26 protein-coding genes and 3 pseudogenes are annotated in these 25,873 nt (G+C 70.5%); 12 read left to right on the top strand and 17 right to left on the bottom strand.

Features of this window, described 5'->3' with window-relative positions:
* Window positions 1–31: 31 nt before the first annotated feature.
* The 11 genes and pseudogenes from AB0O11_RS35220 to AB0O11_RS35170 all read right to left on the bottom strand — a co-directional run bounded on the left by AB0O11_RS35220 (window position 32) and on the right by AB0O11_RS35170 (window position 10,150).
* On the bottom strand, window positions 32–2,605 hold the full coding sequence (locus AB0O11_RS35220; protein WP_363395309.1) for an FtsX-like permease family protein: 2,574 nt from the start codon (window positions 2,603–2,605) through the stop codon (window positions 32–34).
* A gap of 43 nt (window positions 2,606–2,648) precedes the next feature.
* On the bottom strand, window positions 2,649–3,422 hold the full coding sequence (locus tag AB0O11_RS35215) for an ABC transporter ATP-binding protein (RefSeq protein WP_363395306.1): 774 nt from the start codon (window positions 3,420–3,422) through the stop codon (window positions 2,649–2,651).
* Between the two features lie 371 nt (window positions 3,423–3,793).
* Window positions 3,794–3,927 (bottom strand): annotated as a pseudogene (locus tag AB0O11_RS35210) (PadR family transcriptional regulator); the annotation flags it as partial.
* 227 nt (window positions 3,928–4,154) lie between these two features.
* The gene (locus AB0O11_RS35205; RefSeq protein WP_363395303.1) at window positions 4,155–4,373 is read right to left on the bottom strand and encodes a PH domain-containing protein; all 219 of its coding nucleotides are present in this window, start codon (window positions 4,371–4,373) and stop codon (window positions 4,155–4,157) included.
* 14 nt (window positions 4,374–4,387) lie between these two features.
* Complete coding sequence (locus tag AB0O11_RS35200) at window positions 4,388–4,666, bottom strand: hypothetical protein (RefSeq protein ID WP_363395300.1); 279 nt, start codon at window positions 4,664–4,666, stop codon at window positions 4,388–4,390.
* 425 nt (window positions 4,667–5,091) lie between these two features.
* A complete protein-coding gene (locus AB0O11_RS35195; RefSeq protein WP_363395297.1) occupies window positions 5,092–5,349 on the bottom strand; it encodes a hypothetical protein in 258 nt (85 codons plus the stop codon).
* Between the two features lie 230 nt (window positions 5,350–5,579).
* Window positions 5,580–7,778 carry a M4 family metallopeptidase gene (locus tag AB0O11_RS35190; RefSeq protein ID WP_363395294.1) on the bottom strand — a complete coding sequence of 733 codons (2,199 nt, stop codon included), beginning with the start codon at window positions 7,776–7,778 and terminating at the stop codon, window positions 5,580–5,582.
* Between the two features lie 516 nt (window positions 7,779–8,294).
* Complete coding sequence (locus AB0O11_RS35185) at window positions 8,295–8,444, bottom strand: sigma 54 modulation/S30EA ribosomal C-terminal domain-containing protein (protein WP_363395291.1); 150 nt, start codon at window positions 8,442–8,444, stop codon at window positions 8,295–8,297.
* Window positions 8,432–8,641, bottom strand: coding sequence for a sigma 54 modulation/S30EA ribosomal C-terminal domain-containing protein (locus tag AB0O11_RS35180; RefSeq protein ID WP_363395288.1), 210 nt, complete (start codon window positions 8,639–8,641; stop codon window positions 8,432–8,434). Before AB0O11_RS35180 ends, AB0O11_RS35185 begins: the two co-directional genes overlap by 13 nt.
* A gap of 318 nt (window positions 8,642–8,959) precedes the next feature.
* Window positions 8,960–9,556 (bottom strand): hypothetical protein, encoded by a 597-nt coding sequence (locus AB0O11_RS35175; RefSeq protein WP_363395285.1) that lies wholly within the window; start codon window positions 9,554–9,556, stop codon window positions 8,960–8,962.
* A 186-nt stretch (window positions 9,557–9,742) separates the two neighbouring features.
* Window positions 9,743–10,150, bottom strand: a complete 408-nt coding sequence (locus tag AB0O11_RS35170) for a helix-turn-helix domain-containing protein (protein WP_363395282.1) — start codon at window positions 10,148–10,150, stop codon at window positions 9,743–9,745.
* Window positions 10,151–10,243: 93 nt separating this feature from the next.
* Here AB0O11_RS35170 and AB0O11_RS35165 point away from each other — a divergent pair, with 93 nt between their 5' ends.
* Window positions 10,244–10,993, top strand: coding sequence for an SDR family oxidoreductase (locus AB0O11_RS35165; protein ID WP_363395279.1), 750 nt, complete (start codon window positions 10,244–10,246; stop codon window positions 10,991–10,993).
* Between the two features lie 630 nt (window positions 10,994–11,623).
* On the opposite strand, the gene AB0O11_RS35160 is transcribed toward AB0O11_RS35165, so the two are convergent.
* Window positions 11,624–12,364 carry a hypothetical protein gene (locus tag AB0O11_RS35160; protein ID WP_363395276.1) on the bottom strand — a complete coding sequence of 247 codons (741 nt, stop codon included), beginning with the start codon at window positions 12,362–12,364 and terminating at the stop codon, window positions 11,624–11,626.
* A gap of 311 nt (window positions 12,365–12,675) precedes the next feature.
* Between AB0O11_RS35160 and AB0O11_RS35155 the strand changes: the two genes are divergently transcribed.
* Entirely contained in the window at window positions 12,676–13,101 is a 426-nt protein-coding gene (locus tag AB0O11_RS35155) for a hypothetical protein (protein WP_363395273.1), read from the top strand.
* The gene (locus AB0O11_RS35150; RefSeq protein WP_363395271.1) at window positions 13,098–15,110 is read left to right on the top strand and encodes a beta-N-acetylglucosaminidase domain-containing protein; all 2,013 of its coding nucleotides are present in this window, start codon (window positions 13,098–13,100) and stop codon (window positions 15,108–15,110) included. Before AB0O11_RS35155 ends, AB0O11_RS35150 begins: the two co-directional genes overlap by 4 nt.
* A gap of 61 nt (window positions 15,111–15,171) precedes the next feature.
* On the opposite strand, the pseudogene AB0O11_RS35145 reads toward AB0O11_RS35150, so the two are convergent.
* Together AB0O11_RS35145 and AB0O11_RS35140 are read right to left on the bottom strand one after the other, a co-directional pair.
* Window positions 15,172–15,351 (bottom strand): annotated as a pseudogene (locus tag AB0O11_RS35145) (alcohol dehydrogenase); the annotation flags it as partial.
* A gap of 80 nt (window positions 15,352–15,431) precedes the next feature.
* The gene (locus AB0O11_RS35140; protein ID WP_363395268.1) at window positions 15,432–16,022 is read right to left on the bottom strand and encodes a TetR/AcrR family transcriptional regulator; all 591 of its coding nucleotides are present in this window, start codon (window positions 16,020–16,022) and stop codon (window positions 15,432–15,434) included.
* A gap of 96 nt (window positions 16,023–16,118) precedes the next feature.
* Between AB0O11_RS35140 and AB0O11_RS35135 the strand changes: the two genes are divergently transcribed.
* The 3 genes from AB0O11_RS35135 to AB0O11_RS35125 all read left to right on the top strand — a co-directional run bounded on the left by AB0O11_RS35135 (window position 16,119) and on the right by AB0O11_RS35125 (window position 18,238).
* Window positions 16,119–16,868, top strand: coding sequence for an SDR family oxidoreductase (locus AB0O11_RS35135; RefSeq protein WP_363395265.1), 750 nt, complete (start codon window positions 16,119–16,121; stop codon window positions 16,866–16,868).
* Entirely contained in the window at window positions 16,865–17,953 is a 1,089-nt protein-coding gene (locus tag AB0O11_RS35130) for an FAD-dependent monooxygenase (protein ID WP_363395262.1), read from the top strand. The genes AB0O11_RS35135 and AB0O11_RS35130 overlap by 4 nt, the downstream gene beginning before the upstream one ends.
* A 144-nt stretch (window positions 17,954–18,097) precedes the next feature.
* On the top strand, window positions 18,098–18,238 hold the full coding sequence (locus AB0O11_RS35125) for a hypothetical protein (protein ID WP_363395259.1): 141 nt from the start codon (window positions 18,098–18,100) through the stop codon (window positions 18,236–18,238).
* A gap of 40 nt (window positions 18,239–18,278) precedes the next feature.
* Here the strand turns inward: AB0O11_RS35125 and AB0O11_RS35120 are convergent, their stop codons facing one another.
* Window positions 18,279–18,698 (bottom strand): hypothetical protein, encoded by a 420-nt coding sequence (locus AB0O11_RS35120; protein WP_363395256.1) that lies wholly within the window; start codon window positions 18,696–18,698, stop codon window positions 18,279–18,281.
* A 147-nt stretch (window positions 18,699–18,845) separates the two neighbouring features.
* Between AB0O11_RS35120 and AB0O11_RS35115 the strand changes: the two genes are divergently transcribed.
* The 3 genes from AB0O11_RS35115 to AB0O11_RS35105 all read left to right on the top strand — a co-directional run bounded on the left by AB0O11_RS35115 (window position 18,846) and on the right by AB0O11_RS35105 (window position 21,489).
* The gene (locus AB0O11_RS35115; protein ID WP_363395253.1) at window positions 18,846–19,061 is read left to right on the top strand and encodes a UPF0158 family protein; all 216 of its coding nucleotides are present in this window, start codon (window positions 18,846–18,848) and stop codon (window positions 19,059–19,061) included.
* Window positions 19,062–19,396: 335 nt separating this feature from the next.
* Window positions 19,397–20,149, top strand: coding sequence for a hypothetical protein (locus AB0O11_RS35110; RefSeq protein WP_363395250.1), 753 nt, complete (start codon window positions 19,397–19,399; stop codon window positions 20,147–20,149).
* A complete protein-coding gene (locus tag AB0O11_RS35105) occupies window positions 20,146–21,489 on the top strand; it encodes a helicase-associated domain-containing protein (protein WP_363395247.1) in 1,344 nt (447 codons plus the stop codon). Before AB0O11_RS35110 ends, AB0O11_RS35105 begins: the two co-directional genes overlap by 4 nt.
* Before the next feature lie 124 nt (window positions 21,490–21,613).
* Here AB0O11_RS35105 and AB0O11_RS35100 read toward each other — a convergent pair whose 3' ends face one another.
* On the bottom strand, window positions 21,614–21,967 hold the full coding sequence (locus tag AB0O11_RS35100; RefSeq protein ID WP_363395244.1) for a hypothetical protein: 354 nt from the start codon (window positions 21,965–21,967) through the stop codon (window positions 21,614–21,616).
* Window positions 21,968–22,435: 468 nt separating this feature from the next.
* Here AB0O11_RS35100 and AB0O11_RS35095 point away from each other — a divergent pair, with 468 nt between their 5' ends.
* The 3 genes and pseudogenes from AB0O11_RS35095 to AB0O11_RS35085 all read left to right on the top strand — a co-directional run.
* A complete protein-coding gene (locus tag AB0O11_RS35095) occupies window positions 22,436–23,683 on the top strand; it encodes a hypothetical protein (RefSeq protein ID WP_363395241.1) in 1,248 nt (415 codons plus the stop codon).
* Between the two features lie 23 nt (window positions 23,684–23,706).
* Complete coding sequence (locus AB0O11_RS35090) at window positions 23,707–24,204, top strand: hypothetical protein (protein WP_363395238.1); 498 nt, start codon at window positions 23,707–23,709, stop codon at window positions 24,202–24,204.
* A gap of 94 nt (window positions 24,205–24,298) precedes the next feature.
* A pseudogene (locus tag AB0O11_RS35085) lies at window positions 24,299–24,534 on the top strand (transposase); the annotation flags it as partial.
* Window positions 24,535–24,639: 105 nt separating this feature from the next.
* On the opposite strand, the gene AB0O11_RS35080 reads toward AB0O11_RS35085, so the two are convergent.
* Window positions 24,640–25,404, bottom strand: coding sequence for a GNAT family N-acetyltransferase (locus AB0O11_RS35080; protein ID WP_363395345.1), 765 nt, complete (start codon window positions 25,402–25,404; stop codon window positions 24,640–24,642).
* Window positions 25,405–25,873: the final 469 nt, after the last annotated feature.

Raw genomic sequence — 25,873 nt, 5'->3', positions numbered from 1 at the left:
GGAGCCGGAGCCTTTCCGGTGGTCTCGGCTGTCAATCGGTCTTGATGCTGACCAGGATGTTCAGTTTGGACGCCTGGCGGGCGGGCCACAGGGCAGCGACCAGGCCGACCAGGCCGGCCAGGGCCAGGAAGAGCAGCAACTGGCCGTAGGGGACCACGGTGGTGAGGGTCGGCAGGGTGGAGATCAGCGTGCGGTTGACCGCCCAGGCGGCGAAGGTGCCGAGTGCGACGCCGATCGCCGCGCCGAAGAGCGAGATCACCACCGACTCCAGCCGGACCATCCGCTTGATGCCGCGGCGGTCCAGACCGATCGCCCGCAGCATGCCGATCTCGCGCTTGCGCTCGAAGACCGACATCGCCAGCGTGTTGATCACGCCGATGACCGCGATCACCACGGCCATGCCCAGCAGGCCGTACATCATGTTCAGCGCGAAGGTGATCATCTTGCTGAACTCGTCGCGCATGTCCTGCTTGGTCTTGACCTCGACCACGGGGTTGTTGCCGGTGGCGTCCTTGATGGACTGCTTGAGGGCGGCGCTCGGGCCGTCGGTGCCCTTGACCAGGACCTCGCTGAGGTAGGCCTGGGGCTCGTGCTTGGCGATCTCGGCGCCGGCCATGACGACCTCGGAGATCATCGTGTTGCCCTCGTACACGCCACCGACCGTCACGGTGCCCTCGCTGGCGGCGCCCCCGCCCCCGGTACGGTAGTCCACCTTCACGATGGAGCCGACCGACAGGTTCTCCTTCTTGGCCATGTTGGAGTCGACCAGGATCTGGCCCTGCTTCAGCGCCGCGGCGGAGCCGCTGGTCATCTTCGGCTGGACCAGCTGCTCGAAGCCGGCCGCGTCGAAGCCGCGGACCGAGTGCAAGGCGCCGCCGAGCTCCCAGAAGGCCCGGTTGATGGGGCTGGAGGCCGCGACACCGGGGGCCTTGGCGATGGCGGCGGCCAGCTCCGGGGTCAGGTCGCCGGTGGCCAGGGTGACGTCGTAGTCGGCCTTCATGGAGCTGGTGACGGCCTTGTCCACCATGTCGGAGACCGAGGAGCCGAGCACGCTCAGGCCGGTGACCAGGGCCAGGCCGATGGTGAGCGCGGCGGCCGTGGCGGCGGTGCGGCGCGGGTTGCGCACCGCGTTGCGGCGGGCCAGCTTGCCAGGGGTGCCGGCCAGCTTGGCCAGCAGCGGGCCGACCAGGGCGATCACCGGACGGGACAGCAGCGGCAGCAGGACGAAGATCCCGATCAGCGCCAGCCCGACACCGGCACCCACCGGCACCTGGCCGGAGCTGCTCCTGGTGGCCGCGCCCGTCACGACCAGGCCCAGGCCACCGATGGTGAACGCCGAGCCGACGACGTTGCGGATCACCAGGCTCTTCTGGGTGGCCGGCTGGTCGCCGCTGCTCATCGCGGTCACCGGGGCGATCCGGGAGGCGCGCAGGGCGGGGAGGACGGCGGAGAGGACGGTGACCAGGACACCGACCACCAGGGTCACCACGATCGTGGTCGGCGCGATCAGCAGTGGGCCGGTGGGTATTCCAGGGCTGGTGGCGTGGATCAGGGACTGCATCCCGGCGCCGATGCCGATACCGGCGAGCAGACCGGCCGCCGAGGCGGTGACGCCGAGGGCCAGTGCCTCGACCAGCACCGAGCGGGTGACCTGCGAGCGGCTGGCGCCGATCGCGCGGAGCAGGGCCAGTTCCTTGGTGCGCTGGGCGACCAGCATGGTGAAGGTGTTGGCGATGATGAAGATGCTGACGAACAGCGAAATAATCGCGAAGACCAGCAGCATGGTCTTCATCTTGTCCGTGCCCTTGGCGATGACCTCGGCCTGTTCGTCGATCAGCTGCTGACCGGTGTTGGTGCGGAAGTCGCCGGTCTTGGGAAGGACGTTGCTCACCTGGTCGAGCAGGGCGGACTCGGTGGTACCGGACTTGGCCAGCACCGAGACGGAGCTGTACTGGCCGGGCGTCAGCAGTATCTTCTGCGCACTGGCGGTGTCCAACAGGGTGAGCGTGCCGCCGGAGGTGATCTGCGGGTCGTCGGTGGTGACGATGCCGGCCAGCTTGACCTCCAGGGCCGGGCCGTTGCGTGCGATCCGGACGGTGTCACCGACGTGGTAGCCGCCCTTGTCGGCGGTTGCCTTGTCGAGTGCGACCTCCTTGGGGCCGGACGGGGCCTTGCCCTCCACCAGCGGGTAGCGGCTGTCCTTGCCGGAGGCGTCGGGCACGTAGTTGCCGCCCATCGCGCTCCAGACCTCGCCGATCAGGTTGCCCTTCTTGTCCGACACGCCGATGAAGCCGGAGACCACACCGCGTGACTTCGCCGCGCCGGGCAGGGCGGCTGTCTGCTGGACGATGGCGTCGGTCAGCTTCTCGGTGTTCTTCTCGTCCTCGAGGTTCCCGGGACCCGTCCGGATGCCGACGGTGCGGTCGGTGACCAGCACGGAGACGTCGGTGTAGCTCTTGGCGAAGCTGTTCTTCATGGCCTGGCCGAGCGTGTCGGAGAGGACCAGGGTGCCGGAGACGAAAGCGGTGCCGAGCAGGATGGCGAGTGCCGTCATCAACAGGCGACCCTTGTGGGCCAGCACATTGCGCAGTGCGGTGCGATACATGGGTTGCGTCCTGGGAGTTCGGGGGGCGGCTGCTGGCGAGGCGTCAGCTCGTCCGGCCCTTGGCGTCGAAGCGGCGCATCCGGTCCAGGACGCCGTCGGCGGTCGGAGCGGTCAGCTCGTCGACGATCCGGCCGTCGGCGAGGAAGACCACGCGGTCCGCGTAGGAGGCGGCGACCGGGTCGTGGGTGACCATCACCACGGTCTGGCCCAGCTCGCGCACGGAGTCGTGCAGGAAGGAGAGGATCTCCGCGCCGGAGCGGGAGTCGAGGTTACCGGTGGGCTCGTCGGCGAAGATGATGTCCGGCTTGCCGGCCAGCGCGCGGGCGCACGCCACGCGCTGCTGCTGGCCGCCGGAGAGCTGGGACGGGCGGTGCGAGAGACGGCCGGAGAGGCCGACGGTGTCCACCACCCTGTCCAGCCAGGCCTTGTCGACCTTGCGGCCGGCGATGTCCATCGGCAGCGTGATGTTCTCCAGCGCCGTCAGCGTGGGCAGCAGGTTGAACGCCTGGAAGATGAAGCCGATCTTGTCCCGGCGCAGCTTGGTCAGCTGCTTGTCCTTCAGCCCCACCAGCTCCATCTCGCCGATCACCGACGAGCCGGAGGAGACGGTGTCCAGGCCGGCCATGCAGTGCATCAGGGTGGACTTGCCGGAACCCGAGGGGCCCATGATCGCGGTGAACTCGCCCTGCGGGAACACCACGCTGACGTTGTCCAGGGCGACCACTCGGGTCTCACCCTCGCCGTAGACCTTGTTCAGACCGGTGGCTCGGGCAGCCGCCTGGCCGGTGCGGACGGCATGCGCGGACGTCGTGGTCACGGGAAACTCCTTGTGCTATTGCATGGTTGTTCTGATGGACGAGCTCGCAGGCAACGACTGGGGGCCTCCCCTTTCGAGTCGGGGTGCACTTCGTGCTCGCGTTCGATATGGCAACGGCTTCTGTGAACCGTTCAGTGTGCGGCGCGCACGTTGACTGCAGAACCGCACGGCCGAGACCGCCCGCGACGGCACCACGCCCGCCAAGCGCGGCCGCCGCCTGCGCACCTGAGCCCCGCAGGGGGAATTCGTGTCCCCCACCGAAGAGGCCCGGCAGACGCCGGTGCTCCACCTGGAGAACGCCAGCCGCGTCCACGGCCACGGCGCCGCCGAAGTCCAGGCCCTACGCGGGCGTCAACCTCAAGGTCCACCCCACCGAGCGTGGTGCAGACCTGCCCGACGTTGAGCGCCAAGTGGCGCCGGTGCGCGCCTCGAACTCGGTGCGCAGCTGGTAGCCGTAGCGCAGGCCCTGGTCGAGCAGGGCGAGCAGACCGTGACGGATGGACATACCGAGTATGTATACCCGGTATGCTGTACCGCCTCAAGCCGGGCCCCCTCCCCGGCGACCGGGTACCGTCGTGCGGTCCAGCGCGATCGGCAGCAGCAGCGAGGCGGCGCTCGGCCGGGAAGTCGTGGAAGGCCAGCAGTTCGTCCATGTCGTCGACGCCCTCGGACGGGTCCAGCCGAATGTGCCGGCGACTCCGGCCGGGCCCTGCCGAGGCGGCGAGCTCAGCCTCAGCATCCGCTACAGCACGGCCCACTTCGGTCTGGTCGCCGAGCACTACTGGCTTGGGCTTGGAGGAAGGTGCGAGCTTCGCCCAGGTCACGGAAGCGGGCGGAGACGCGCACCGGGCCAGTGGTGGGGCGGAGGTGCAGCCTTGCCAGTCCCAGCGATCGCGTCAGTGGGTTCTGCGTCAGCGCAAGACTCTGCGGCTTCGTATGAGGGATGATCATCGTCCGGCGGACGATCAGTCCCCGGCGACCGACCACGACCTGCGCGTCCAGCCCGAAGCCCGACCGAGCCGCCCAGAGCGGCGCGAGGAAGCAGGCCCGCCGCGGTGGCGGGGCCAGGGCGACTGCGTCCAGGTCCAGCCCCCTGGCCACAGCCGGCCCAGCAGGGCCAGCGCCTGCGCGCGTGGCGCGACCGGCAGCAGCAGCGAGCCGCCGGCCGCGTCCTGCCCGGCCACGTTCATCCGCACCCGGACCCAGCCCATTCGGCGCCACAGCAGCGGCTCGTCGATCCGCACCGCTTGCACCCGACAACGTGTCACTGTTTCACGCGGCCAGGGGATTCGGCACGACGAGCAGTTGCTGATCCACCAGGTCGGCAACATCCCACGCTGGCGAAGGCCGCTCCGCCAGAGCCACAGCGCTCCCCTCATTCGAACCTGCGCGACCGGCCTGGAGTGCACACGAGCCGTTGCCGCAGACGCGATCGCCGGCATCCTAACGGCGCGGCAGCTGGTCACGCGGGCGAGTGCCTGAGCCGTCATACCTCAGCGTCAAAGGACAGCCATGTCACACACAGGCAAATCGCCGACCCACAGCCGTCTCACTCAATCCAGTCCGCGCAGGTCGATGCGAGCCGGTCGACTAACTTCGTTGCGTCGGGTCATCACCGATTGCCGTCGAAGGTTGACTGGCACCGCCATGTGTCATCGAAGGTTGACCATCATCGAGTTCGTGCCGTCGAGGATCGACGCGGGTGCTCGCCCACCCACTCCCCCGGGAAGCCGCCCAGGACCAGCAGGGCCGGGCGCACGGCCGGGATGTCCCGGAGCCTGGCGAAGGCCTCCAGCAGCAGGTCCAGGCGTTTGAAGCCGAGGTAGCGGCCCATCCACAGCAGCAGGGGACAGCTCGCCCAGGTGCCCCGGCGCGTACACCCCGGGGCTGTCGTGATCGTCCGGGTGATGACAGGCTTCTCCTGCAACAGGACCCCTCGGTCTTGATCATCTTGCTCGGCACAAGTGATCTACCAGAGGTCCCGTCCCTCGTCGTCAGGGACTTGACCAGCCGCCGAACAGTCGAACTACTGCTGGTCTCGGTGGTCCAGAGCCCGGCGACGAACCGTACCGCACGTCCAAGAGATGATCCGGCCGGCGAAGTGAGTGCCTTCGCCGACCGGGTCACCTCAGTGGTCGGTGCTCAGTGCGGACGCGGTCAGAAGATGAGCTTCCAGCCGTCGATGCGGCCCGAGTCGCCGCGGTACATGTCCTGCACCCGGAGCCGCCAGGTGCCGTTGGCGAGCTGGGTGGAGGCGTCCACCGTGTAGGTCTCGATGACGTTGGCGGCCGCGTCGCCGATGTTGCTCTTCTTCAGCGGGTACACGGTGCCGTCCGGGCCGACCAGGTCGATGGCCAGGTCACCGCGCCAGGTGTGCTTGATGTCCACGCCCACCTTGAGGTCGCTCGGTGCCCGGCCCTGGATCCGGTCGACGACGACGTCCGAGAAGACCGCCGGGCCCCCGTCCGGGATCGGCATGGGGGCGGTGTTCGCGAAGATGCCCCGGGAGACCTTCCAGGTGAACGTCGTCGCGATGCTGCTGTGGTGGGAAGCCTTGGCGGTGACGGTGACCGTGTACGTGCCGGCAAGGGCCGGGATGCCGGTGACGCGGCCGGTGACCGGGTGGAGCGTCAGGCCCTCGGGGAGGCCGGTCGCGTGGTAGGTGACGATGCCGGGGTTGAAGTTGGCGGCCTTGATCTGGAGATCGGCGGGGGCGCCGATCGCGGTGACCTGGCTGGCGACGGGGTCCAGCAGGAGGCCGTCGACGACGCGCGGGCCGACGTTGATGGCTGCCCAGGCGTTGGCGGTGTTCATGTAGGTCGCGCTGGTCGGCCCGTACAGGTCGGCAGCGGCCTGGAGGGTGGCGGTGCGGGCGCCCGCGTAGTTGGTGGTCGAGGTCATGTACGTGGTGAGCGCCCGGTACCAGATCTTGGCGGCCGCGTCCCGGCCGATGCCGGTCACCGGCAGGCCGTCGGAGGTCGGGGAGTCGTAGGCCACGCCGTTGACGGTCTTGGCGCCGCTGCCCTCGGAGGCCAGGTAGAACCAGTGGTTGGCCGGGCCGGAGGAGTAGTGCACGTCGACGGAGCCGAGGTCGGACGACCAGTAGTCCCTGGAGCGGCCGTCCTTGGAGGGCTTGTCCATGTAACGCAGCGGGGTGCCGTCGCCCCTGATGTCGATCTTCTCACCGACGAGGTAGTCGCCCTGGTCCTCGGAGTTGCCCGCCCAGAACTCGATGGCGGCGGCCATGATGTCGGAGGTGGCCTCGTTCAGGCCGCCGGACTCGCCGCTGTAGACCAGGTTCGCGGTGGCGGAGGTGACGCCGTGGGTCATCTCGTGGGCACCGACGTCGATGGAGGTCAGCGGCTTGACGTTGCCCGCACCGTCGCCGTAGGTCATGCAGAAGCAGCTGCCGGACCAGAACGCGTTGACGTAGTTGTTGCCGTAGTGGACCCGGGTGTACGCGCCGATGCCGTCGTCCTTGATGCCGTTGCGGCCGTGGACGTTCTTGTAGTAGTCCCAGGTGAGTTGGGCGCCGTAGGCGGCGTCCACGGCGGCGGTCTGCCGGTTGGCGACGGTGCCGTCGCCCCAGGTGTCGGTCGGGTTGGTGAACAACTTCCTGGTGGAGGTGGTGCCGTTCAGGTCGTAGGTGCTGTGGCCGCCGCGGGTGGTGTCGGTCATCGCGAAGCCGCCGCCGGTCGCCGTGGTGCCGATCGTGACCTGGCCGGAGTACTTGCTGTTGCCGACGCCGGTCTCGATGCCCTGGTACTCGAGGATCTTCTTGCCGGAGTTCGCGTCGGTGATGACGTGCAGCTCGGACGGCGTGCCGTCCTCCTGCGTGCCGGTGACCACCGTCTCCCACGCGAGTCGCGGGGTGCCGGACGCGGCCCAGACCACCTTGCGGGCGTTGTCGGCCGCCGGCTCCGCGACCTTCGCGCTGCCGGCGCTGTCGAGCGCGAGACCCTTCGCCGCCTCGGCGCTCTCCTCGGCGGTGGTGTCGACGGCGATGTCCGCTTGGGTGGCCTTGGTGACGCCCTTGGTGGAGCCGTCCGCGGCGGTGTGGACGACCAGGTCGCCGCCGAGCACCGGGAGTCCGTCGAAGGTCCGCTCGTAGCGGGTGTGCAGGGTGCCGTCGGCGTCCTTGGTGACGCCCTTGACGACCAGCGCCTCCTGCGGGCCCAGCTCCAGCGACCTGGCGGTCTGCGCCAGCGACGCGTCCGCCGAGGCCAGCAACTCGCCGCGCTGCTCCGGCGACAGCTGCACCGGCAGCGCGCCGGCGATCGCCCGGACCTCGGCGGGGGCCTGGACGGGGGTCTCGTCGGCGGTGGCGACGCCGGACGTCAGGGCAGTCACGACCATTGCGGCGCTGGCTATCAGCGCGCCTGTGGCAGTGGTCTTTCGGAAGGATCGAGTCACACTGAACTCCTTCTGCGGCGGCCGTGAGGGTACGGCCGGAGTCAGCCGGGCGGCCGAGGGTGGTGCCGCCCGGTAGAGCTGGTGGTTCGAGTGGGGGACAGCCTTCATGTGATCGCCGCAGCGGGTGGTGCGCGTGCGGCTGCAAGGACCTCTGCGGCGATGGGACGGTACAGTGCCAGCTTTGTTGGGAACGCGTCACCCGTGCTGCAGCAAGTTGGCCGAAATGCTTCGCCACAGACGTAATGTCGAGGTAATTCGCCATCAGTGGGCGGGTAATGCAGGCGAAAAGCAGACGGGAGCCGGGGACGGCCCCACACCGTCCCCAGCTCCTCCTCCCACGCTCCCGGACGGTCCCCACCCCCGCCGAGAGCTGTCTCCTCGCCTCCCGGGCGGGCCCCACGCGGGCCGGGAGCTGTTTCCACGCCTCCCGCCCCCACGCGGGCCGGGTGCACGGGGCCGCTACTCGGCGGGCGTGATCAGCCCGTAGTGCCCGTCGTAGCGGTGGTACAGGACGTTGCCGCGGCCGGTCGCGGCATCGGTGTAGAACACGAACGGCAACCCGCTCAGGTCCAGTCGGACCCGGGCCTGCGCGCCCGTCAGGCAGGGCACCGTGAAGCGGCCGGCCACCAGGCCCGACACCGGGCCGGGCAGCGGGCCGGCCCGCTGCCCGCCGCGCCCCGGTGCACCAGGCTGTCGCAGCCGCTCTCGGCGTCCGTGAACAGCTGGAAGTCGTAGTCCATCGCCTCCAGTTCGAACACCGCCTCCAGCGCGCCCAGCCGCGCCGCGCTGTAGCTGCGGTGCCGCACCAGCCGACGCTCCTCCGGTGCGCGGGGGCGGCTGCGGACGGTGCTCAGGGCCCAGGCCGTCCGCCCAGCCCAGCGATGTACGGGCCGGACGGCGGTGGTGGCGGAACCGGGCGATCCGTGCCGACAGGCGGTTCTGGAGCAGGTCAATCGCCTCGCGCATGCCGGCCGCCGCGACGTGCGCGCGCAGCGGACGCCCGTTGATGTCCACCGTGGCCTGGGCGAGCGAGGGCCGGGCCACCGCGTGGTTGGGCTCCTGCACCAGCCGCACCAGGACCACGAGCACCGGCTCGTCCAGCCGGTCCAGCACGGCTGCGACCTTCATCCGTGCGTAGTCGGGGGTCCGGTGACGTATGCGCCGCTGCGGACTACGGGATTGCGCATCTGGGTGAGGGTGGTGCGCAGCCCGTCGTCGTCGACGTCGTGCAGCCAGGGGACGGGTACGAGGAGGCTGGCGATTTCGTCGGTGACCTCGGTGTCGAGGAGGGCGTCGAGGTCTGTGGGGATGGGGTCGTCGACGAGGCAGAGCCAGGCGAGGGCTGCGCTGATGCGGACGTCGGTGGGGCGGGCGGAGTCCTGCCACCATGTGCGGGTGCGTGCGATAGTGGCGGCGTCGCGGTCTTCCCAGGCCAGTTGGCCGATGGCCAGGACCAGGCTCGCCCGTGCCACCGGGTCGTCCTCGGTTTCGAAGCGTGCGTGCGGGGCGGCTGTGATTCCGTCGGGGACGGGGAGGGCTGTGGCCGAGAGGGCGTAGGCGGTGGCGGTGCGGACGACTGCGGCAGGGTGGTCGAGCAGGGGCAGGGGTACGAGCAGGTCTGCGTCGGCGGCGATGGCCTGCTGTGCGGCCTGGACGGACCAGGTGCCCACGTAGCCGCTGGACTCGAAGACGAGTGCGCCGGCGGGGAGGCTTGCGCGCAAGAGCCCGGTGCGGGAGCCGTCGCCGAAGTGGGAGCGGCGGGCGAGGGAGCCGACCAGGAGCAGGATGCCGGCACGGTGGCGGGGCGCGGGTGGGTGAGGGCGGTGCGGATCAGGAAGGGGACGGCGAACGCCCCGGCCGCGGAGGCCCCGCCTTGGTGGCAGAGGCTGTCCCGTGGGAGCGGCCCGCTACGCGCGCGGTGACGCCTGCTGGCTGTCGTAGTGCTCCTGGGCGGCGAGGAGCTCGTATCCGTGTCGGCCGAACCACTGGATGAGTTCGGTCAGCGGCCCGGCCAGGCTGACACCGAGTTCCGTCAGGTTGTAGGTGACCTGGGGCGGGATGGTGGGCGCGACATGGCGGTCGACGAGCCCGGCCCGGGCCAGTGCCTTGAGGTTCTGCGACAGCATCTTCTGGCTGATGCCACCGACTCGTTGGTGCAGCTGCGCGAAGCGGTGCGGGCCGGCGATGAGGGCCGAGATGATCAGCGTCGCCCAGCGGCTTGTCGTCTGGTCCATGATCGGCCTGAGCGCGCACTTGTTGTCGAAGGTGTCGTGGGCCAGGAGTCGGGCAGCCGTCGCGACTTGCTGAGTTTCCATCACGTTATGAGCTTACAAAAAAGTAGGTACTTCCCAATAGTAATTAACTTTCCTACGGTGACTTCCGCAAGCACCAACGTTCGAGGAGTCACTGTGATCAGCAGCAACGCACGTACGGCGATCGTCACGGGCGCATCAAAGGGCCTCGGTGCGGGGATCGCCCAGGCGCTGGCCGGGACCGGCGCGGCCGTCGTGGTGAACTACCGGGAGGATGCGAAGGGCGCCGAACGGGTCGTCGCGGGCATCACCGCCAAGGGCGGCCGGGCGATCGCGGTCCGGGCGGACGTGGCCCGCGGCAACGACGTGCGCCATCTGTTCGATCGAGCGCGCGAGGAGTACGGACCGGTCGACGTGCTCGTGAACAACGCAGCCGTCGCGGCCTTCGCGCCGCTGTCGGGCATCACCGAAGAGGAGTTCCAGCGCGAGATGACCACGAACCTGCTGGGTACGATCCTCACTACGCAGGCCCTGGCCGCGCAGGACGACATCGGCGCCGCATCGATCATCAACGTCTCGACGGCCGGCACGCTTACCCACCCGCCGTACGCCTCGCTCTACGTCGCGTCCAAGAGCGCCGTCAACGCGTTCACCATCGTGGCGGCCAAGGAGCTGGGCCCGCGCGGTATCCGGGTCAACGCGATCATGCCCGGACCGTCGGACACCGAGGGCACCAGGGCCATGGGATTCCCCGGCTCGGCTCAGGAAGCACAGGCGATCGCCGGTACCCCGCTGGGCCGTACGGGCACCCCGGACGACTACGGCCCGCTGGTGGCCTTTCTGGCTTCCGACGACGCGCGCTGGATCACCGGGGATGTCATCCTCGCTTCCGGTGGCATGCGCTGACGCCCCGTCCGTTTGGCTACGGGGCTCCGCCGCATGCCTGCAGTCTCGAATCCGGCCTCGACGCCTACGAGCAGGACATGTTCGCCCGCATGAGCCGGGCCGACGCCGAGACGGCCAAGCACCTCGAAGAGACCTTCGGCGACACCATCCCCGACAGCCTCCTCGCCCTGATGCCCGAACACCAGCCAGGCCACTGAACAGGCCACCCGGACGTTCCACCGGCCTGTACCGGATCGGCCTCCCCCGCACTCACGGCTCCGCCGTGCTCGTACGGGACGCGTCGGCCGGGCCGGGCCACCCCCACCCACGGCCCCGGGCGCGGTACCGCCGAGGACGAAGGAGAGCACGGCCTCGTTGACCGCCTTCGCGTGCGGCGCGCCCATGCGGCCGGCGCCCCGAGCAGTGCCGCCCATCTCCGAGCGGACCATCCCGAGCACCGAAGCGGCCGCGTCCAGCCCAGCCACGCCCTCCAGCCGCCACGTCTTGTGCCGGGCAGCGGTGTTGCCGTCGGAGGCAGGCCTCACCGCCCGACATTCGGTCCAGGCCGTCCGGGCCGTGCAGGCAGTCCGGGCGGCCGAACCCGACGGCAAGGGTTCGGCCGCGCCGGGCACGCCCGGAGGCGGGCGCGGTTCAACGGCGGTCGGCGCCGATGGTGTCGGTCTCGCGCAGCACTGCCAGCGCGAAGGCGAGGCGCTTGTCCAGCCAGCCGTCCCGCTTGACGAAGTACCAGCGCGTGCCGTCCGAGCGGCGCGGGAAGGTCAGCACCGCTTCCCCCGTCCCGTCCGCCCCCTCCCCCGCGCCCACGCCCGTTGCCCAGACCACCGGCTTGAGGCTCCCCCCGGAACCCGTCGCTTCGTCGGACCCGAAGGACAGCAGGGAGTCGACGATCCCGTCGAGGACGTGGCCCGCCCCACGCCCCAGGGACGCTCCCGGCCCTCCCCGAGCCCAGGCCCGTGGGGCCACGATGACCGGGTGCCCGAGCTGTTCCATCCACAGGCCCTGCTGGGAGAGCCGCTTCGTGACCGGTGTGCGACGGACGGAGCCGAGCTCCCGGCCGGCAGCGTCCGTCACCCGGTAGCGGTCGGAACCGTCCGGCAGCACCGTGCACAGCAGTTGCCGCCCGGCCTCGTCCTCGAAGAGCCGGAAACCGCCCTTCGCAAGCGGTCCGGCCGGCTCCACGGGGACGATGTAGACGCCAGGGACCATGTACTCGTCGCCCCCGCGCGTCCTCATGAACCGGACCGCGTGCGCGCCCTCGCCCCGCTTCGGCGTGCGGAACGTGTTCCGCAACGCCCTGCCCACCGTGAACTGGGTGATCTCGTCCCAGTGCAGCGCCTCGAAGGGCTCGTCGCGCCTGCTTCGTCCGAACACCGTCAGCTTCCCTTCCCGCTCGCCGAATTCCTCTCCGGCGGCACGAGAATACGAGACCGCCGCGCGCAGGGCCGGGCCGCGGCCGCCGCGTGGAAGCGCAGGTCGGCCCACTGGGCATCAAGGGGGCGGCATCGGCGGGTCTGCGCTCCCCCGTCCGATGCGCGTGACCGCGTAGGACGCTTGCCCGTGCCGGGCCGCTGTATCCGGAGGGAACCGGCCGACCGCCCTATTTCGTCACAAACTGAACAGATGCCTCTTTCCCAGGGTGAGCCCGGGGGAGGCTGCCGCAGCCCGATGCAGAAGGAGTGCCCGTGACACATCCCCTCGTGTCCCTCCCGCCGTCCGCCGCCGACCAGGCGTCATCCGGGGGGAGCCGGCAGCAGCCGTTCCCGCGGTGGAGCCGGCGCCAGGTGGTCGCTGTCCTGCTGGTGGTCTTCGGTGGTTACCTCCTGCCCGTCGTGGGCTGGCTGATCGGGGCGGCCGTGTGGCTGCTCGTCCCGGGATGGACGAGGACGTCGAAGATCGCAGGGGTGCTCGTATGGCCGCTGTGCACCCTCGGCCTGGTGGTCACCAGCGCCGCCGCGTACTGGCTGGTTCTTCCGCTCGGTGACCCCGTCTCCTCCGTGATCACCTCGCTCTTCCTGCTCGTTCCCAGCAGCTGGTTCCTGGTGCTGGTGGTCGCCGCCTGGTCCCTGCTGAAGGCAGGCACCGACCGCGCGCACGGGAGCGGCCGGTGAGGCGGGTCAAGCGGGCCGCCACCGCGACGGCGGTGGCGATGGCCTTGGGTACCGCCGCCGCATGCGCACCCCGGGACCCGGGCCCGCCGTCCGCCAGGCCCACGGCACCGGCCCCGTCGATCACTGCCGGCCCGGTCGACGGGCCCGACCTGCCCGAGGTGTCGCCCACGCCGCACGAGATCCGCCGCACCGGTGCGGACCTGCCCGTTCCCCGCCAGGTCGATGTGCTCCATGACGACGGGGCCGACGACCAGGCGGTGAAGGTGGTCACCCAGGCGCTGCGTGCGGCAGGGGCCGAGGTGCGCACCGCCCGTGTCGATGAACAACCTTCCCGGCAAGCCGAGTTGACGCTGGTTCTGGGCCGGCGCGACGCTCCGCGCGTCAGGGAACTGCTGGCTCGCAGCGGAGCGTTCGGTCCTGGCGGCCTTCCCACCGAGGGCTACCAGATCACCTCCGGCGCGGTGGACGGCCGCAGCGGCATGGTGCTGGCCGGGCAGGACACGGCCGGCGTCTACTATGCGGCGCAGACCTTCACCCAGCTGATCCGTGGCAGGACCCTCAGCGGAGCGACGGTAGTGGACTACCCCTCCATCCCCCAGCGTGGCGTGGTCGAGGGCTTCTACGGCACTCCCTGGACGCAGGCCCAGCGGCTGGACCAACTGGCCTTCTACGGCCGGATGAAGCTCAACACGTATCTGTACGCGCCCAAGGACGACCCCTATGAGCGCGACCGGTGGCGCGAGGACTACCCCGCCGCCCAGGCCGCACAGCTGGCCGAACTCGCCCGGGCCGCCCGCGAGAACCACGTGGACTTCACCTACGCTCTCTCGCCCGGCAAGTCGATGTGCTACAGCTCGGCCGCCGACCGCACCGCCGTCACCGGCAAACTGCGGTCCCTGTACCAGCTGGGGATACGCGACTTCGTGATGGCCTTCGACGACATCCACCCGCTGCCGGTGTGGAGCTGCGCCGCGGACCTGGCCCGCTGGGGACCGCTGAACGAACAGGCCATGGCGGCAGCCCAGAGCGAACTCCTCAACCGCGTCCAGCACGACTTCGTGGACCAGCACCCCGACGTGCGACCGCTGCAGATGGTCCCCACCCAGTACAGCGACCTGAAGGACACTCCGTACAAGAAGACACTGCGCCGCACACTGGACAGCCGGATCGCGATGATGTGGACCGGCGCGGACGTCGTGCCCACCAGCGTCACCGCCCAGCAGGCCGACGACGCCACGGACGTGTGGGGCCGCGAAGTGGCCCTGTGGGACAACTACCCCACCAACGACTACGACCACGCGGCCGGACGCCTGCTGCTCGCCCCCTACGCACGCCGCGCCCCCGCCCTGGACGAACACCTCACCGGCATCGTCCTCAACCCCATGAACCAGGCCTCGGCCAGCAAGCCGGTCCTGTTCACCGGCGCCGACTACGCCTGGAACACCCGCGCCTACACCCCCGAGGCCAGCCTCCGGGCCGCTACCCGCTACCTCGCGGCAGGCGATCCCTCCACCACCGACGCCCTGGCCCTCTTCTTCGACACCCAGCACCTCGCCCCCAGCTGGGACGGCACCCCCTGGCAGCCCCAAGCCCCCGAACTGCAGGCCCGCATCAACCGCTTCCAGGCCGACTGGAAGGCCGGCCGCCAACAGCACGCCGCACAGGAACTGGGCCGCTACGCCCGCTCCATGGCCGCCGCCCCTCAGCAGATCCGCGCCCATGTGCCCGATGCAGGCCTGGCAGCCGAGGCGAAACCCTGGCTGGACGCCCTCGCCCTGTGGGGACAAGCCCTGACCGACACCAGCGACGCCCTGCTGGCCCGCCTCGACGGTGACACGGCCCGCGCCGAGCAGCTCTTCTCCCTCTCCCGCGACCACGCCGGACAAGCCGCCCGCCAGCACACCCTGCCAGGCGCCACCCGCCCCCAAGGCCCCGTCAAAATCGCCGACGGCGTGCTCGACACCTTCCTCGAACAAGCCCCTCACCTGCCCCGCCACACGAGCGGGTGACGGCCGTCACCACCGGCCGCGCAGCGGGAGCGCGCGGTCCAGCGCGGGCGGAGGCGCGAGGTCAGCCGGCGGTCAGCACCATCCGGAAGCACGCGATGCCGGAGAGCATCTTCCGGCAGGCCTCAGCCGCCTGGTCCAGCGGCCCGGTCTCGATCATCGGGTGGATGTCGCGCAGGACGCTTCAGACCATGGTCTCCTGGACGTCCTGCGCGGTACCGGACGCGTGCCCACGGACGGTCCTGGGCGTAGGACCGGCAGGGGGGAGTGCTGGGAGGCCGGGTCTAGCAGGTGGCAGGGGTTACCGGGTAGTCGACGGAAGACTCACTGGAGAGCGATTCCTTTGAGTGACTTGAGCAGGGTCGAGGCGGAAGTCGGCTCGCCGTCCACCTCGATGACGTTCTGCATCACGAACGTCCCCACGCTCATCGCGATCAGAGCGCGTGCCGCGGCCCTCGCCGACTCTTCGTCGAGGTCCGCCCACCGGCGGGCGAAGATGCTCAGGACGTCGAGGAGCTCGGCGGTGTGGCGGCGTTGGGACTCCCGCAGACCGGGATTGTGGACCACCTCGGCCCACACCTGAAGCATGAGCGGCGCGGTGGACGTCGAAGCGCCATCTGTCAGCAGTGTGCGGTGGATCAGGTCGATGACCTCGGCCGGCCCCGGCACCGGGTCCGCGTCGGCCGCCTCGCGGAGGGCGTGGAGAACGGGCGCCATCGCGGTTTCGGCCAGCTCCCTGATGAGCGCGTCCTTGCCGTCGAAGTAACGGTAGACCCCGCCGGCCGACATTCCCGCCTCGGCGCAGATGTCAGGCATCGAGGTGGTGTGGAAGCCGTGGGTGGCGAAGCGGCGGCGCGCGGCCGCGAGGATGGACGAGCGTCGCTCGGCGAGGTACTCCGGCGTGACCTGAGGCATGCCCCCAATATAGAACGATCTTTCGTCTTGACGCGCACCCCGACCGGGAGTAGAACTAAAACGAAAGATCATTCGCTTTCGCTCAAGGAGCCGAGCATGACGACCCACAGCCCGGAGCGTGTTGCCCTGGTCACCGGCGGCGGCACCGGAATCGGCCGCGCGGCGGCCCTCCAGTTCGCCGACGCAGGCTGGAGGGTGATCGTGGCGGGCCGCCGAGAGGCGCCGCTCGCCGAGCTCGCCGCAGCCCACCCGGCCATCGACTACCGCATCGCGGACATCTCCGATCAAGCGCAGGCCGGCCGGCTGGTCGACCACGCCGCGCACGCCCACGGCAGGTTGGACGCGCTGGTCAACAACGCCGGCGTGATCAGCCCCGTGCACATCCTCGACCTCGATGCCGAGGCTCTCGGCAACCTGTTCGCCATCAACGTCTTCGGACCGTCCTATCTGGCGAGCGCGGCAGTGAAGCACCTGTCCGCCTCGGGCGGCAGCATCGTGAACGTCAGCAGCGCGGTCGCGCAGCGCCCCAACGCCCAGGGCGCCTTCTACGGCGCGTCCAAGGCCGCCATCGACTATCTGACCCGCTCGTGGGCCGCCGGGCTGGCCGAGCAGGGCATCCGGGTCAACGCGGTCTCCCCGGGCCCCACCGACACCCCGATCCTCTCGACGATGCTGCCGCCCGAGGCGGTTGAAGCCGTCAAGGCGCAGGAGGCAGCCGCGCTGCCGCTCAGGCGTCGCGGCACGGCCGACGAGGTCGCCCGCTGGATCGTCGCACTCGCCGACCCCGCCTCAGCGTGGGTGACCGGCCAGGTGATCGCGGTCGACGGCGGAATGGCGATCGCGTGACCCGCCGCATCCTGATCATCGGTGCCGGACTCACCGGACTCGCCCTGGCCAACGGGCTTCGCAGGGCCCGCGACGTCGACGTCACCGTCGTCGAGCGGACGCCCGTCATAGCGGAGGCGGGCTGGGCGATCGTGCTGTCCGAGCGGCATCTCGACGCCCTTCGCCAACTGGGCCTCGACCCGGGAGAACTCCCCTCGGACCCGCTCAGCCGCGTCGTCATGTTCGATCCGGACAGGTCCGTCCCGGTCGCCACCACCACGGTGGGCGGCCGGATCACGGCCCGCTCCGCGCTCCAACTCTGGCTCTACGAGCCGGTCCGCGACCAGGTCCGCACCGGCACCTCGCCGGTCGCGATCGCCGAGCGCGGCGCGCAGGTGGAAGTGGAGTTCAGCGACGGCAGCAGCGGCGAGTTCGACGCGGTCGTCGCCGCCGACGGCATCAACTCCTGGACGCGACGCACCGTCCTGGGCGGTCCGGACGCCAGTTACGCCGGCAGCGCCGTCCTGCGCTTCCAGGTCCCCAACACCGACGGCCTCGACGTCACCGCGATGACAAGCGACGGGTCCCTGGGCTACTTCATCATGGACGGCGGCCGGACGCTGAACGCCACGGTGTTCCTGCCCGGCAGACCCGACAACCATCGGGATCACACGCCCGCCGACCTCGCCGAACGCTACCGCGGCCTGCGTGGACCGCTGCGCAGCCTCATCCAGGCCATGCGCACCGAACCCCCCAGCTACTACGCCAACATCCACCAGGTACTGGCCGACCGATGGACCAGCGGCCGGGTCACGCTCATCGGCGACGCCGCACACGCCATGAGCCCCCGACTCGGCCAGGGCGCAGGGGTGGGCCTGCAGGACGCCGCAGCACTCACGGAGCTCCTCACACTGCCCGACCTGCCCATCCCGACCGCGCTGGCCGGATTCGCCGCGATCCGGATGCCGGAGGCACACCGCGTCCAAAGGCAGTCATACGAGGCCACGACACGGGTCGGTCAGCGCGGCGCGGCGCTCGGCTTCCAAGCCGCCGCGGCAGACCCGGGGACGGCGCAACCCCTGCACCAAGGCCGGAACGAGCTCTAGCTGTTCTGACCCGTGAGGTGGTGGACCAGGGCCAGGCCGCAGGCGGACGGGAGTCGGCGTCCTCGCGGCGCGGACCGCAGCGTCGGGGTCGGTGGACGTCCGGACGGCGGCAGCGGCAGTGGCGCCGGGGAGACCACCGGGCCGGTGCCGGTGCCGGTCCTCACCGCGGCCGCCGAACTGATCGCTCCCCAGCTGAAGGACCCGTATCCGGCCACCCAGGAAGCGGCCGCCACCGTCCATGCCCGCCTGGTCGCCGAGGTCAAGGGCACCGCACCCGGCCGGTAGCCCACTGACCCGTCTCAGGGAAGTTTGACCGGTGCTGAATCTAGTCCGCGGTACAGCCCCAGTAGGCGATCTCGGCTGGTTCGCCATCTTGGTACAGCACCGTGCACCGGCCGATTCCTCGGCCGACAGGGTTCAGGAGTTGCGGTAGCGCGGCCTCCCACTGTTCGCGCGTGGGCCGGCCGTTGGGAGCCCAGCTCCGGACTTCGCTCCCGGTCAGTGGGCGCATCATGGCGACGTCGTCGCCGCCCTCGGCGTCGATCAGTGCGTAGAAGTCGAGCACGGTACCGGTGCCTCCCGTCAGGATGTACTCCTGCCAGTCCTCGTCCCTCCACAGCTCACTGATGCTCTGCCCCGGAAAACCGTGATCGTCCTTCGCCAGCTCCTGCGCCTGAGCCCGACGGAATGCCGCTCCCAGATCCTCCTGGTAGGGCCCGGTTTCCGCCCATCCACTGCCACCCACGCAAAACCCTCCCTGGTCACCCGTCCTGGCTGCGCCGCACGCTAGCGGTCGCCGCTGACAGAAGGCACCACGAGCGCTCCGCGCCGCCGGTCCCAGGATCGGATTCCCTCCCCGACTGAAGCCGGGGGTACCCTCCGAAGATCAGGGATGGAGCTGTTCATCGCGACGGTCGGTGACGCCGATTTCGCGGATCGCCTGGAGATCGCGATTGCGGGCCGTGGGACGTTCCGGCGCTTCAAGGATGTCCTGGCGCGCCGTGAGGACGAGCTGCGCCGGTTCCGCCTGTTCGCCGAGGAGCGGCATCGCGGCCGGGCGCGGGCCTGGCTCGCCGGGAACGGCTATCGCCCGGTGGCCCGCCCGTGACCACCGCCGGACGGAACAGCCGGCGCATGGGCGGGCACGGGGATCCGCGGATGTTCGGGCAGTGCTCGTGGCCCGGCAGTTGCGTTCGGCGACGGCGACCACGGCGGCGGGGCGGCAGTGGCGGTTGCGGGGAGGCTGCGAGTTGCAGAGATGACGTAGTCGGGTTGAGGTGAGCGGTCGGGTGGGCCCGATCGTGGCGGAAGCTGGCCCTGGAACGCCCCAGAATAGCGGCACTGCCACGTCGACGGCGGCCGTTCGGGGCATGCTCCAGCCGTTGGGGTCGAACGGTCATGGGCGGGTGTCTCCGGTGTCCGGGGCTGGTGGACAATGCCCGGGTGATGGAGAGCGATGACGTCCTGGCCAGGGTCTTGGAGCTGCGGGCGGCGGGGAGCGGGCCGAAGCAGATCGCGAGGGCGCTGGGCCTGCGCCCTGCGCAGGCGAGTGCGTTGCTGCGGCAGGTGGCCGAGTGCCGGACGGCAGGGGCGGCCCCGGCCGATCGGCCGGTGGTCGGGTGCTGGGTGAACGCGGGCTGGAGCGCCGGCCTGGGGCTGGCCGCCGTGCCCGCGTGGGCGGAGGCCGACCCTCCCCCAGCCTCCGGGCGGGGGTACCCCCACGCCGCCGACGACACGGAGACCAGCGGGTTCGCCCAGGTGCTGGTGGCCCGTCAGGAGCGCGCCAGCAGGTTGACGGTGTGCGGGTTCCTGGTCGACGTCTACTGCCTGGGCGTCAAGAACACCGTCGGGCCGGAGGTCATCGGAGCCGGCTCACTCCTTTCGTACCTGCGCCGGTACTACTCGGCCTTCGACCAGCCGCCGTTGAGCATCGAGCTCGACCAGGCCCGCACGATCGTCCACGGTGCGGTCGCGTACGCGCGTTCCCTCGGTTTCACGCCCGCACCGGGCTTCGCGGATACCGCCCCTTACCTCGGGCCTGTGCGAGGCGATGAGCCCGCGATCGTCTTCGGCCGCGAGGGGAAGCCCTTCTACGCCTCCGGCCCGTACGACGACGCCCGGCACATCGTCCGCACCCTGGAGCAGTCCTGCGGCCCGGGCGGCTTCCACTACACCGTGGCGATGGGACAGCTGTGAGCATCGACCACCAGCTCGAGGACCGGCAGGAGAAAGAGCGCCGGATCCGTGTCACCGAGCACGAGGCGCAGGCCAACCTGGCCGCGGTGCTCCAGCTGTGCGCGACGGGCAAGCTGCGCTGCAGCGAGAAGACCCGCAGGCCGAGCGCGGCCGCCGTCGCCGCGATCGGCGGGGTCCTCGACGGCGGCGACTTCTACGAGCACGAGGCCATCGCCGCCTTCGCCTGGCCGCTACTCCTCCAGGCCGGTGGCCTGGCGACCCTCGCCTCCGGCAGGCTCACGCTCACCCCGCGCGGCCGGACCGCACTCGCCAAGCCCGCGCACGAGACCATCGCCCCCCTGTGGCACCGCTGGCTGAAGAACACCCTGCTGGACGAGTTCTCCCGGATCGAGGAGATCAAGGGCCAGCGCGCCGCGAACGTGCTCACCGCCGTCCGACCGCGCCGCGAGCTCGTCGGCCAGGCACTCGCCGCCCGCACAACCGGCCAGTGGATCGCCATGGACGACCTGTTCGCCCGGATGCGCCGAGCCGGCCAGGACCCCGTCATCACCCGAACCGAACGCGCCCTGTGGAAGCTGTACCTGGAAGACCCCCAGTACGGAAGCCTCGGCTACGACGGCCACCACGACTGGTCACTGCTCCAAGGACGCTACACACTCGCCGTGCTCTTCGAGTACGCGGCCGTCCTCGGCCTGATCGACATCGACTACGTCCCGCCCACCGGAGCCCGCACCGACTACCAGCACAACTGGGGTGGCGACTACCTCGACCAACTCAGCCGCTACGACGGCCTGCTCGCCCTGCGCCTCAACCCGCTCGGCGCCTACGCCACCGGCGAGGCGGCCACCTACACCCCCAGCCCCAAGCCCCAACCGGCAACCCCGGCCCGCCGGATCACCGTCCTGCCGAACCACGACATCGCCGCCCTCGACGGACTGGCCCCCGGCGACGCCCTGCTTCTGGACGCCTTCGCAGACAAGACCAGCGACCACGTCTGGAGCCTCACCCACCGCTCCCTGCTCAAAGCCGCCGACGCCGGACGCGACCTCACCGAGCTGCGTCGCTACCTGGAGTCGGCAAGCCGGCATCCGCTGCCGCAGACCGTCACGACGCTCCTGGCCGACGCCGCTCGCCGCCTCGGCCAGGTCCGCGACACCGGCCCGGTCCACCTGATCGAATGCGCGGACGGTGCCGTCGCCGCTCTCCTGGCCGGAGACCGGCGCCTGCGTACCCTCGTGACCCGGCTGGGGGAGCGCCATTTCGCCGTCCCCGCCGATCGGCTCGCCGCCTTCCGCAAGGCCGCTCTGGCCCAGGGGTACCCGGTGGAACAGGTCCGATGACCAGGCCGCCGCGCTCGGGCTCGACTGGCTCTGATCGCACTCTCACCGCCGCCCCACCTCCCCCACTGCCGGAGGTGGGGCGGCACAGTGATGAGGATTCGTGAAAATGGCCCACGCGCACGCGCTACTTCTGCTGATGCGTCATCGCCTCGCGCACGGCCCTGGTGCGCTCGGCGAGAGACGCCAGGTCGTCCGTGCCGGCACCGCTGCGGCAGTCCGCAACGCTCCCGATGGTGGTCCCGCTCTGGTCGGCCCAGGCGCAGGCCGGCACCAGCCCCTTCTCGTTGCCCACACACTTGAGGTAGCCGCCCAGCGGGCCTGGCGGGAAGACCGTACCGCCACTGCCGGGCCGGCCGGCGCCCCCGTCAGCTCTCACACTGGCAAGACGCTCTCCGAACTCGGCGACCACCAGAACGCGGAGAAGCACCGCCGTGCTGTTCTTGCCGGCCGAGCCCCGGAGAAGTTCCGGCGTATCCATGCTCTGACGCTGGACGAGCTGGCAGGAACGCTCGACAGCCGCGGCCAGATGAACGGGCAGTCTCGACCTGGGGGCAGGCGTTGAGCCTGATGGACGGCATCACCTCGAAGCGGAACACCGAGTCCGTCCAGGCCATGGGTAGCATGACGCGGCGCTACCAGGCACGTGGGGTACCGGGCGCAGCCGCCCTGTCCGAGCGCGCTCGACAGGCACTTGTCGTGTGACCAGTTGGCATGTCGCGGGTCCGCGACTGACCGCTCCGGCACCGACCTACGCCACGGTCACCCCGGAGCCGGACACCACCGACACTGTCTCGCCCCCCGCTTCGACCGGCAGCCGGTAGCCGAGGCCCGCCCGGCCCCTGCTGCTTCCACACACCGTCTATCGTGGGCGGACCGGGTCGCTCGTGCGGGTGACACGGGGCCCAGCAACTGGTGCCGCTGACCCATGTTGTGGGCTACTGGGCGGATGCGAACCAGCAGGACGGCCGTTGTCGGGGCCCTGCTCGCCCTTCTCACCGCGGTGCCGGCCCGAGCGGCGACGGCGCCGCCCGCGCTCGGCACCCACCGCACAGTCGGCGTCGTGGCCCCTGAGGTGCTCTGGCGTCAGGTGGTGCTCGACCGGCTTGCCGACGCCGCCCTCGGGGTGCCCGAGCACCGGCGCGCGCAGGTCCCGGGCTACGCCGGGCACGTTGTCGACCCGCAGGAGGGCCGGCTGACGTTGTACTGGCACGGGGACGTGCCCGAGCGCGTCACCGACCTGCTGGCGCACACCCCGCCGGGGGTCACGGCCACGGTCCGGCGGGCGCCCTACACCCTGCGGCAGCTTCGCGAGGCGCGGGACCGGCTCGTGGCGGCCGCGGTGCGCGGCGACGCGGGCGCGGTGTGGAACTCGGCCGGGCCTACGGCAGACGGGACCGGGCTGGTTGTCGGCTACACCCCGGGCACTGCACGTCGGGACGGTGTTCGCGCGCGCGAGCAGGTCGCCGCCCGCGCTGCCGAGCTCGCAGGTGTCCCCGTCGACGCTGCCCCGGCCGCCGCTCCCACTGCCACGGCCACCCGCCACAGCGACGCCAACCCCTGGAGCGCCGGTGCCGAACTCACCTCCCCCGCCAACGCGTTCTGCAGCAGCGGGTTCGGTGCCTGGCGCGGCAAGACCGCCGTCCTGCTCACCGCCGCGCACTGCGGCACCTCCGGCACCTACAAGACCGGCGCAGGGGCCGTCATCGGCTCGGTCTCCGATGCGGACACCGCTCTCGACGTGGCCGTGATCAACGTCAACGGCACTCCGTCCGGGCGTTTCTACGACGGGGCCTGGAACAACGCGTCGGGCTACTCCAAGCGGACCTTCGGCGCCGGGCACAACAACGTCGGAGGACTGGTGTGTGACAGCGGGGCCATGTCCGGCGTGCACTGCGGTCTGAAGATCACCAAAACCGAGTACGCCGCCAACGTCGAGGGCACCTGGCACACCGACATGGACATCGCCGAGCGCACCGACGACAGCACCATCGCCGTGGCCCAGGGAGACAGCGGCGGGCCGGTCTTCGCCAGCATCAACGGTGGCGAGGACATGCAGGCCAGAGGCATCGCCGTTGCCGGTGGTGGCAACAAGATTGTTTGCGGGGACACAGCTATCCGGACAACCTGCTACGACACCCTCCTGTACACCCCGATCTCGCCGGTCGTCGACAAGTTCGGCCTCTCCATCGCCTGACAGCATGAAAGAAGGGCACGCCCGTGGACGTCGCACTCACCGGCCGGCTCCTGGTCACCGTCTCCGTCCTGGCCGTCGCATGCGGCGCGGCGGCCGCCCAGCCCGCCGGACCGCGGGGGCAGTCGCTGGCCGACCTCCAGCAGGCCATCTACAACGCCGGCGTCGGCCCGGCCACCTGGCACGTGGACACCGTCGGTGCCCACCCCGGTGACAGGGTGCAGACCGTCGAAGTGATCGGCGACCTCAACGACGCCCGCCGCGCCCTCGACCAGCGCTTCCCAGGCCGGACACGGGTCGTGCGCGGCCACATCACCTCCGACCTCGTCTTTCGACGCGGCCACGACTACCAACTCGAAGGCGACCTCCAGGCACTCAATCAGCCCGGCTTCGCGGTCTTCGAGACCGGCGCCGCGCCGGACGGCCGCACCATCGTCGGCGTCGTCGGCGACCTCACCGCGGCCCGTACCTACCTCGCGACCCACTACCCCGGCCGCACGACGGTCCACGGCAACACTCCCTGACCGGACCGGCATCGACCCGGGCTGGCGGCCCCGCCCGCGCAGGCCACGCGGCAGCAGGAGAAATGAAGCCGGAGACGTGCCCGGCGGCCCTGGGCAGATCTCGAACAACCCCCAGGAACGTGAGGAGATCCGCCGCCGCACCGACGTCGTCGGCCTCTTCCCCGACCGCACGGCCGTCATCCGGCTCGTCGGCGCGGTCCTCGCCGAACAGAACGACGAGTGGGCCGACAGCGCCGCTACACGGGCCCCGATATCCTCGGCCGCTGCCGTGTTCACCTCGTCAAGGGAGGAAACAGCACAGACCTGACCCCAACTCCCCTCACCGCATAACCTCTTGACGAATCACCGAGTGGCCGTCGATACACCACTCCAGCGGACATGACCCGAGGCCGAGCCGGTGGGCGGTGTCCCCTGCCCCTGGCCCGGCCGGAGGTCTCAGGTGGTGACTGCGTACTCGGTGAACTGGCCGCAGGCCTGGAATCCGAGACGGCGGTAGACGGGTTCTCCGTCCGAGGACGCCTGCAGGACCGCGGTGCGGTAGCCCGCGTTGTAGGCCGTGCGCAAGGTGGCCAGGGTGATGGCTCCGCCGTATCCGCGGCGGCGGTCGGAAGCGAGGGTCGCAATGTTGTAGATCCCGGCGACACCCGCGAAGAGAAAGACCTCGGCCGAGCAGACCGGTCGGCCGTCCACGTAGCCGATGAGGTAGCGCGCGGGGCAGGCGGGGGCCAGAGCCCACTCGGTCGCATCGGCGAAGAAGCGGCGGACCGTGGCGGCCGGCGGGTCCCAGTTCGCGGCCAGGATCATCGCGTAGTCGGCGAGTTGTTCGGGAGTCGTCACGGGACGGATGTCCAGGCCCTCGGCGTATGGCTCGGGCGGGGCGGTGTGCAGGTCCATCCACATGCCGGTCTCGGTCTCGGACGCCTTGAGGCCGGCGCCGGTCAGGAGCACGGCGAGGTCCGGGGGTGTGGTGGCGGGACCGACCCACCAGGAGAAGGGCCGGCCTGTCGCGGTCAGCGTCCGGACCGTCTCCGCCACCCGGTCGGGAGCGGTGTCGTCGGTGAAACGCGCGGCCGCCACGATGTTGAAGGTGTCGTCGTCGAGCCCGCTGTCGGCGATCACGAGATCGGCTGTCTCGGTGACGGTCGCGTGCTTCATGTTGCGGTGCAGGTGGCCGGCGCGTTCGGCCAGGTTCTGCTCCATCCTGCCCAGCAGGTCGGAATCGTCGAACACGGTGTGTTCCGTCTCATTCATGCCCGACACGATCTCATCCGCAAGAGGGCTCGCCGAGTAAATAAGGGCACTGTAAAGGTCTTCGATCCGGGGTTGAGCACGTAGTCCTCATGCGACCAGGAGAGCCGGCAGGAGCGCCGATATCAGTGCGGCGCGAGCTTCCTGAAACTGGCCAGACCGTGGCGGCCGCGCAAACAGTGGCGGCAGGCGCTCCGGCGGCGCAGGTCAGGGATTCCGGTTCGGTCAACATGCCGCAGTCGACACGTGGCCAGGGTCTTCATCCGCTCCCGGTGCCGGCGCGCCGCCTCGGTCTGGCGCCGATCGTAGTGCGCTCTGTCCACGGGTCCGGGCTACAGCAGCATCGCCTCGAACTGGAACTCGGGTGCGGTCAGCGGTTGCTCGGACCAGATGACCTTGCCGCGGGCCGTGTACCTGGTCC

Source organism: Kitasatospora sp. NPDC093102, from assembly GCF_040683915.1.
Classification (GTDB): domain Bacteria; phylum Actinomycetota; class Actinomycetes; order Streptomycetales; family Streptomycetaceae; genus Kitasatospora.
The sequence above is the reverse complement of the archived record's forward strand: the minus strand, read 5'-3'. Positions and strand labels throughout refer to the sequence as shown.

Coding starts and splice junctions, on each gene's coding strand:
- AB0O11_RS35080 (WP_363395345.1), bottom strand. CDS start 25,404: ATGGAGCAGAACCTGGCCGAACGCGCCGGCCACCTGCACCGCAACATG.
- AB0O11_RS35220 (WP_363395309.1), bottom strand. CDS start 2,605: ATGTATCGCACCGCACTGCGCAATGTGCTGGCCCACAAGGGTCGCCTG.
- AB0O11_RS35140 (WP_363395268.1), bottom strand. CDS start 16,022: ATGCCTCAGGTCACGCCGGAGTACCTCGCCGAGCGACGCTCGTCCATC.
- AB0O11_RS35170 (WP_363395282.1), bottom strand. CDS start 10,150: ATGGAAACTCAGCAAGTCGCGACGGCTGCCCGACTCCTGGCCCACGAC.
- AB0O11_RS35190 (WP_363395294.1), bottom strand. CDS start 7,778: ATGGTCGTGACTGCCCTGACGTCCGGCGTCGCCACCGCCGACGAGACC.
- AB0O11_RS35205 (WP_363395303.1), bottom strand. CDS start 4,373: ATGATCATCCCTCATACGAAGCCGCAGAGTCTTGCGCTGACGCAGAAC.
- AB0O11_RS35135 (WP_363395265.1), top strand. CDS start 16,119: ATGACGACCCACAGCCCGGAGCGTGTTGCCCTGGTCACCGGCGGCGGC.
- AB0O11_RS35095 (WP_363395241.1), top strand. CDS start 22,436: ATGCGAACCAGCAGGACGGCCGTTGTCGGGGCCCTGCTCGCCCTTCTC.
- AB0O11_RS35100 (WP_363395244.1), bottom strand. CDS start 21,967: ATGGATACGCCGGAACTTCTCCGGGGCTCGGCCGGCAAGAACAGCACG.
- AB0O11_RS35115 (WP_363395253.1), top strand. CDS start 18,846: ATGGAGCTGTTCATCGCGACGGTCGGTGACGCCGATTTCGCGGATCGC.